The following is a 6,770-nucleotide window of genomic DNA, read 5'->3' on the forward strand; positions in this document are numbered from 1 at the left end:
GAATCCGCCAGGGTGCATGCCTAATCTGCAAAGCTCATTCTTCAGCGAGCTTTGTGATGCCCAGCCTTGTCGTTCATCCACCCACTAGCCATCGATCCCCGGCATCCCTGACCCTGCTTCTGCTGGGCGCGCTGGCCGGATGCAGCGGCCTGCCCGACGAGCCAGCCGCGCAGTTGACAGCCCAGGCGGCGCCGCAATTGTCCAGTGGCTCGGCCACCCAGCCGCTGCCCCAGCGCTGGTGGCAGTTGTACCGCGACCCGCAATTGGACCGGCTGGTCGAGCAGGCCTTGAGCCACAACAAAGACCTGGAGGCTGCCGCCGCCCATGTCGACGCGTTGCTGGCCCGCCTGGAACAGGTCGACAGCGAGCGCCAACCCTCGAGCCTGCTGACCTACGGCGTGGGCTATGGCCGCAGCCGAGACGACCAGACCCTGGCCCAGGCGAGCGGTAAACATGCCGACGCCCAATGGAGCCATACGCCCGGATTCGCCCTGAGCTACACCCTGGACCTGTGGGGCGAGGTGCGTTATCGCCTGGCCGCCGCCCGCGCCGATGCGGATGCGGCGCGCGCGCTGGAAGATGAATGGCGGGTGACGGTGGCCGCGCAGATCACCCGCGCCTATGGCCAGGCCTGCGTCTATGAGTTCAGCCGCCAGGTGCAGCGTCATTCGGTGCAAGTGTTGGAGCGCAGTGTAGAAGTCACCCGCACGTTGCAGAAAGCCGGGGCGGCGACGGCGCTGGACCTGGCGCGCCTCGATGGCCTGCTGGAAGAAACCCGTGCGCCGTTGCCGATATTGACTGCCCGCCGTCAGGCCGCCCTGTATGAATTGGCGGTGCTCAGTGGGGTGGCGCCCCAGGACGTGGCCCGTAACAGCTGTGCCCGGCCCCCGCAATTGCAGGCGCCGCTGCCGGTGGGGGACGGCTGGGCGCTGGTGCAGCGGCGTGCCGATATCCGGCGTGCCGAGCGCCAACTGCAAGCGGCCACGCTGGCCATCGGTGTCGCGCGCGCAGATTTGTATCCGCGGGTGACGTTCGGTGCCGCGCTGGAGTCTTCCGCCAGCAGCCTGGGCAAGTTGGGGGACAGTGAGGCGCTGGTGTATTCCGTGGGGCCGTTGCTGTCCTGGCGCTTTCCCCATCGCGGCGTTGCCCAGGCCCAGGTGGGCCAGCGCCGGGCCCAGGCGCGCGAGGCCCAGGCGCGTTTTGACGGCACGGTACTCAATGCCTTGAAACAGGTCGAGCAAGCCCTGGCCCTGTATCAGGGCGAACAGCAACGCCGCCAGGCCCTGCAAGCCGCGCTGGACAGCAGCCAGCGGGCGTTTGAGCTGGCCAACCGCAGTTTTCGGGCCGGCGCCCTCGATGCCCTGCAACTGCTGGACAGCGAGCGCAGCCTGGTCAACCTGCAGGCCACCCTGGCCCAGGCCGACCTGCGCTTGATCAACCGCCAGATCGACCTGTTCCAGGCCCTAGGTGGCGGCTGGCAACGTGACGATCACCCCCAACCCATCCCCCTTGCGACCCTTGGAGCCACGCCATGAACCAGGCTGTTGAACCCGCCATCCTGCAATCCACTCCCAGCTTGATGCAACGCCATCGCCGTGCATTGCTGACGGGCGCATCCCTGGCGACGCTGTTGGGGCTGGGGCTGTTTGCCGGGTATTGGTGGCAATGGGGGCGATTCCTTGAAGAAACCGACGATGCCTACGTGCGCGCCGATTGGGTGGCAATCAGCCCACGCATCGCCGGCTACGTGGCCCAGGTGTTGGTGGAGGACAATCAGCCGGTCAAGGCCGGGGATGTGCTGGTACGCCTGGATGACCGCGACTTTATCGAACAGTTGCACAGCACCGAGGCCAAGTTGCAGCAAGCCCGGGCTGCGGCGACGGCGCGCCAGTCCAGCCTGCATACCCTGGACGCACGCCTGGGCGAGCAGCAGCAACGCATCGTCCAGGCTCAGGCTGCGTTGAGCAGCAGCGAGGCCGAGGCTCATCGTGCGCGCCTGGACTTCCTGCGTTATCGCGACCTGGTGGACCAGCAGATTGCTACCCGTGAGCGCCTGGAAACCGCCAGTGCCGGCCAGGCCAAGGCGCTGGCGGCAGTGACCGAGGCCCGTGCCCAAGTGGCCCGGCAGCAGGCCCAGTGCCAGGTGTTGCAGGCGCGCCGCCAACAGGCCCAGGCGCGGATTGCCCAATCCCAGGCCCGGGTGGGCGAGGCCCAGGCCAAACTGGCCCTGGCCCGCAACGCCTTGAATGACACGGCGATCCGCGCGCCGTTCGATGGGGTCGTGGGCCAGCGCAAGGTGCGTCGCCAGCAGTACGTGATGCCGGGCCTGCCGTTGCTGGCGGTGGTGCCGGTGGAGCAGGCCTATGTGATCGCCAACTACAAGGAAACCCAGTTGCAACACATGGCGCCGGGGCAATCGGTGGATATCGCGGTGGACAGTTTTTCCGGCCAGCACTGGCGCGGCCAGGTGGAAAGCATCGCGCCCGGTTCCGGCGCGGTGTTTGCCTTGTTGCCGCCGGACAACGCCACCGGCAATTTCACCAAGATCGTGCAGCGCTTTGCGGTGAAGATCCGCCTGGTGACCGACGCGGCGAATGCGCCCGTCATCTTGCCGGGAATGTCGGTGATCGCCACGGTGGACACCCGTCCGGCCAGCCAGCAGGACGGTTCCCATGGAGGCTGATGCACGCACCTCGAACGTATCGTTTCGCGCCTGGGTCGCGGTGATCGGTGGCTTGTTCGGGTGTTTCATGGCCGGCATGAACGTGCATGTCACCAGCGCCGCCCTGCCGGAAATCGAAGGGGCCCTGGGGGCTACGTTCGAGGAGGGTTCGTGGATTTCCACGGCCTATCTGGTGGCGGAAATCATCATGATCCCGCTCACTGCCTGGCTGGTGCAGGTGTTTTCGTTGCGGCGGGTGATGTTGTGGGGCTCCGGGGTGTTTCTGGTGGCCTCGGTGGCGTGCTCGATGGCGCCTAACCTGCCGGTGATGATCATCATCCGGGTCATCCAGGGCGCGGCGGGGGCGGTGCTGATTCCGTTGTCGTTCCAGTTGATCATCACTGAGTTGCCCGCCAGCAAGATCCCCCTGGGCATGGCGCTGTTCAGCCTGGCCAACAGTGTGGCCCAGGCTGCGGGGCCGTCCATTGGTGGCTGGCTGACTGATGTTTATTCGTGGCGCTGGATCTTCTACCTGCAACTGTTTCCCGGCGTTGCCCTGTTGGCGGCCGTGGCCTGGTCCATCGATCGCCAGCCGATGAACCTTGGGTTGCTGCGCCAGGGCGACTGGCTGGGCATCGCCTGCATGGTGCTGGGGTTGGGGGCATTGCAGATCGTGCTGGAGGAGGGTGGGCGCAAGGACTGGTTCGGCTCCTCCTTTATTGTGTGGATGAGCCTGGCGGCGGTAGTGGGGTTGGTGGGTTTTGTCGGCCGGCAATTGTGGGGCAGCAAGAGTTTTATCAACCTGCGGTTGTTGGCGCACTACAACTTTGGCGTCGCCAGCGTGGCGATGTTTATCTTCGGCGCCAGTACGTATGGCCTGGTATTTCTGGTGCCCAACTACCTGTCCCAGATGCAGGGCTACAACGCCAGCGAAATTGGCATCAGCCTGATTGCCTATGGCCTGGTGCAACTGGTGCTGGCGCCGTTCCTGCCGCGGCTGATGAAGTGGTTGAGCGCGAAAATCCTCGTGGCTTCGGGTTTTGCGATCATGGCTTTGGGCTGCTGGATGGGCGCGCATTTGTCGGCAGACAGCGCCAGTAACGTGATCATCCCCTCGATCGTGGTGCGCGGCATTGGCCAGCCGCTGATCATGGTGGCGCTGTCGGTGCTGGCCGTGCATGGGCTGGCCAAGGCGCAGTCCGGTTCGGCCTCGGCGGTGTTCTCGATGCTGCGCAACCTGGGCGGTGCGGTGGGCACGGCCTTGCTGGCGCAACTGGTGGTGGTGCGCGAGCAGGTGCATTCGGCGCGCATCGGTGAGTCGCTGAGCATTTTCGAACCTGCTTTGCAGCAACATTTGCCGGGCGGCGGCGTGTTGCAGGAGCAATGGCCGCAGCAGCAAGTGCTGGAGTTGCTCGACCAGAGCGTGCGGCACCAGGCATTTTTGATGGCTTACAGCGACGCGTTCTACCTGGCGTGTGTGGCGCTGACCTTGTGTGCGGTGGCGGCGTTGCTGCTTCGTCGCACTTGATGGCTGTCGCGGGTTGAGCAATTCAGCGATTGGGTTTCAGCCCCCGCAGCAGCAACTCCAAGCCTTGCAGCGCTTGCTCCAGGCGTTCGTCCGGGCGTTCGGCATGGGCAATCCATTGCGCCGTATCCACCAGGCTGCCATTGATCAATCGGGCCAGCGCCAGGCTGGGGGCCTGTTCAACCAGCCCGGCGTGCATCAACCCCTCCAGCAGCCCGCGCAATGATTGGATGCATTGCTGCTGGGCTGCGGTGTTTTCGCCAAGTACTGCCGGTGCATCTTGCAGCACGATGCGCTGGATCTCGGGGTCCTGGGCCATGCGCAGATAGGCGCGACAGCGTTCGCAAAAACCATCCCAGGGGTTTTCGGCCTGGGCGCTGATCTGCTGTAGACGTTGATCCATCTCGCCGTCGAGTTGCGCGACTACCGCCGCCAATAAGCCTTTTTTGTCGCCAAAGTGATGGTACAACGCTCCACGGGTCAGGCCGGCGCGGGCGGTGAAATCATCCATCGAGGTATTGGCAAAGCCTTGGGCGGCAAAGGCCTGGCGGGCGCTGGCAAGCAGGCGGGCACGGGTTTGTTCGATCATCTCGGCGCGGGCTCGGCTCATGGGAAACGCTCGCTATTTGCAGGTGAGTGGTTGACATACGCTGCGTATATTACTCATGATTTGTCACATACGCACCGTATATCTTTCATCGGATGGCCAGCTCCAGGGCTCCCAGCAAGAGGTCACGCACCATGGCAAACCCCTACGCCGAGCTGTTCAAGGCGCCAGGCTCCAGGGCTTTTGTATCGGCTGGCATGCTCGCCCGCATGCCGATTTCCATGACCGGTATCGGGTTGATCACCATGTTGTCGCAGCTTCGCGGCGGCTATGGGCTGGCGGGCGCGGTGGCGGCGACGTTTGCCCTGGCCACGGCCTTTTGCGCGCCGCAGGTTTCACGGCTGGTGGACCGCTACGGCCAGGGCCGTGTCTTGCCGGTGGCGGCGATGATTGGCGGGGGGGCGTTGCTGTTGCTATTGCTGTGCACCCGCTTGCAGGCGCCGGACTGGACTCTGTTTATCTTTGCCGCCCTGGCCGGGTGCATGCCCAACATGTCGGCCATGGTGCGGGCGCGCTGGACCGAGATCTATCGCGGCCAGCCGCGTTTGCAAACCGCCTTTGCCCTGGAATCGGTGCTCGACGAGGTGTGTTTTATCCTCGGCCCGCCGCTGTCGGTGGGGTTGTGTGTGCTGCTGTTTCCGGAAGCCGGGCCCCTGGTGGGGGCGGCCTTGCTGGCGGTCGGGGTGAGCACGTTCGTCCTGCAAAAACAGACGGAGCCTGCCGTCCATGCACAGCTTGAGCAGCATGGCCGCTGGCTGATCACCCAACCTTCGGTGCTGGTGTTGATGATCCTGCTGATGGCCATGGGCACCATTGTCGGGGTGGTGGATGTGGTCAGCGTGGCGTTTGCCGAGCATCAGGGCCAGCCGGCTGCCGCGAGCATCGTGCTGTCGGTGTATGCCATTGGCTCGTGCCTGGCGGGGTTGGCCTTTGGCGCGTTGAAACTGCACATGCCGTTGCCCCGGCAGTTCCTGCTGTGTGGCCTGGCCACGGCGTTGACCACCCTGCCGTTGTTGTGGGTGGGGGACATTCTCGGGCTGTCGCTGGCGGTGTTTGTCTCCGGGCTGTTTTTTGCGCCGACGCTGATTGTGTCCATGGCCCTGGTGGAACGGGTCGTGCCACCCAGCCGCCTGACCGAAGGCATGACCTGGCTGATCACGGGCCTGAGCATCGGCGTGGCCATCGGTGCTGCCAGTTCCGGCTGGATGATCGACCAATCTGGCGCCCCCAGCGGGTTCTGGGTGGCGCTGGTGGCCGGCGCGGTGGTGTTGGTGGCCGCGGTGTTGGGCTACCGCCGCCTGGGATGAGTCACCCCAGGGCGGGGTGACTGTCCGCACCGTGATGGCGCAGGAACTCGTGCAACGCCTGGCGCGTCAGGTCGTTGAGCGTGACCTTTTTCTGCGTCGCCGCCAGGGCCGCGGCCAGGTGCAGATCATGGCCGACCCGCACATTGAACGAGCCTTTGCAGGGCTTTTCCGGTGTCTGGCCCAGGGTCTGGCAAGTAGCCAGGTAATCCTCCACGGCCTCGCGAAAGGCCGCTTCCAACTGGGCCACGGTCTGGCCTTCGTAGCTGACCAGCGGGCGGATAAACAGCAGCTTGCCGAACAGGCAATTGTCCTCGACGCTGGCTTCTATGGAGCCGATGTAGCCTTTGTGTCTCAACTGGTTGCTCATTGAATCAAGCCTCCTGATTCCAACTGTTCAATGATCTGGCGCCGAATGTAGTACTTCAGCTCATTGCCAGGGTGGGGCTTGTGCAGGGTGATCATTGCACTCGGGTCGCCAATGTCGAACTTGACGCGGCTCCCAGCCCCTTCGATTTGTCGATAACCCAGCCAGCCCAGCAACGTGACGAGCTCAGGCCAAGTAAATGCCATCTGCAGGTTGAGCAGTTTGGCGAGCAGCTTTTCATTTTTGGACACGGCGTTCCCTGCGTGTAACTAAATGTAGTTGCAAATGCGTTGATCCGTCAATGA

General features: G+C 64.3%; 7 protein-coding genes. 4 read left to right on the plus strand and 3 right to left on the minus strand.

The genetic code is table 11. From position 1 onward, the window contains the following. The first annotated feature begins 56 nt into the window (after positions 1-56). Genes HBO12_RS26375 through HBO12_RS26385 form a run of 3 tightly spaced genes read left to right on the plus strand, consistent with a single transcriptional unit; the run spans position 57 to position 4,190 of the window. Positions 57-1,535 carry an efflux transporter outer membrane subunit gene (locus HBO12_RS26375; protein WP_169954784.1) on the plus strand — a complete coding sequence of 493 codons (1,479 nt, stop codon included), beginning with the start codon at positions 57-59 and terminating at the stop codon, positions 1,533-1,535. Next, positions 1,532-2,683, plus strand: a complete 1,152-nt coding sequence (locus tag HBO12_RS26380; RefSeq protein ID WP_169954783.1) for an HlyD family secretion protein — start codon at positions 1,532-1,534, stop codon at positions 2,681-2,683. The genes HBO12_RS26375 and HBO12_RS26380 overlap by 4 nt, the downstream gene beginning before the upstream one ends. Next, complete coding sequence (locus tag HBO12_RS26385) at positions 2,673-4,190, plus strand: MDR family MFS transporter (protein ID WP_170043707.1); 1,518 nt, start codon at positions 2,673-2,675, stop codon at positions 4,188-4,190. The genes HBO12_RS26380 and HBO12_RS26385 overlap by 11 nt, the downstream gene beginning before the upstream one ends. A 22-nt stretch (positions 4,191-4,212) precedes the next feature. Here the strand turns inward: HBO12_RS26385 and HBO12_RS26390 are convergent, their stop codons facing one another. After that, complete coding sequence (locus HBO12_RS26390; RefSeq protein ID WP_169954781.1) at positions 4,213-4,797, minus strand: TetR/AcrR family transcriptional regulator; 585 nt, start codon at positions 4,795-4,797, stop codon at positions 4,213-4,215. Between the two features lie 131 nt (positions 4,798-4,928). Between HBO12_RS26390 and HBO12_RS26395 the strand changes: the two genes are divergently transcribed. Further along, complete coding sequence (locus tag HBO12_RS26395) at positions 4,929-6,101, plus strand: MFS transporter (RefSeq protein WP_169954780.1); 1,173 nt, start codon at positions 4,929-4,931, stop codon at positions 6,099-6,101. A 1-nt stretch (position 6,102) separates the two neighbouring features. On the opposite strand, the gene HBO12_RS26400 is transcribed toward HBO12_RS26395, so the two are convergent. After that, positions 6,103-6,468, minus strand: a complete 366-nt coding sequence (locus HBO12_RS26400; protein ID WP_169954779.1) for a type II toxin-antitoxin system HicB family antitoxin — start codon at positions 6,466-6,468, stop codon at positions 6,103-6,105. Further along, entirely contained in the window at positions 6,465-6,716 is a 252-nt protein-coding gene (locus HBO12_RS26405; RefSeq protein WP_057439099.1) for a type II toxin-antitoxin system HicA family toxin, read from the minus strand. Before HBO12_RS26405 ends, HBO12_RS26400 begins: the two co-directional genes overlap by 4 nt. Between the last annotated feature and the right edge of the window lie 54 nt (positions 6,717-6,770).

The sequence above is a fragment of the Pseudomonas sp. WS 5059 genome (assembly GCF_012985525.1).
Taxonomy (GTDB): Bacteria; Pseudomonadota; Gammaproteobacteria; order Pseudomonadales; family Pseudomonadaceae; genus Aquipseudomonas.

Excerpts from the sequence above, each read along its gene's own strand:
- HBO12_RS26375 (WP_169954784.1), top strand. The coding sequence starts at position 57 with ATGCCCAGCCTTGTCGTTCATCCACCCACTAGCCATCGATCCCCGGCA.
- HBO12_RS26380 (WP_169954783.1), top strand. The coding sequence starts at position 1,532 with ATGAACCAGGCTGTTGAACCCGCCATCCTGCAATCCACTCCCAGCTTG.
- HBO12_RS26385 (WP_170043707.1), top strand. The coding sequence starts at position 2,673 with ATGGAGGCTGATGCACGCACCTCGAACGTATCGTTTCGCGCCTGGGTC.
- HBO12_RS26390 (WP_169954781.1), bottom strand. The coding sequence starts at position 4,797 with ATGAGCCGAGCCCGCGCCGAGATGATCGAACAAACCCGTGCCCGCCTG.
- HBO12_RS26395 (WP_169954780.1), top strand. The coding sequence starts at position 4,929 with ATGGCAAACCCCTACGCCGAGCTGTTCAAGGCGCCAGGCTCCAGGGCT.
- HBO12_RS26400 (WP_169954779.1), bottom strand. The coding sequence starts at position 6,468 with ATGAGCAACCAGTTGAGACACAAAGGCTACATCGGCTCCATAGAAGCC.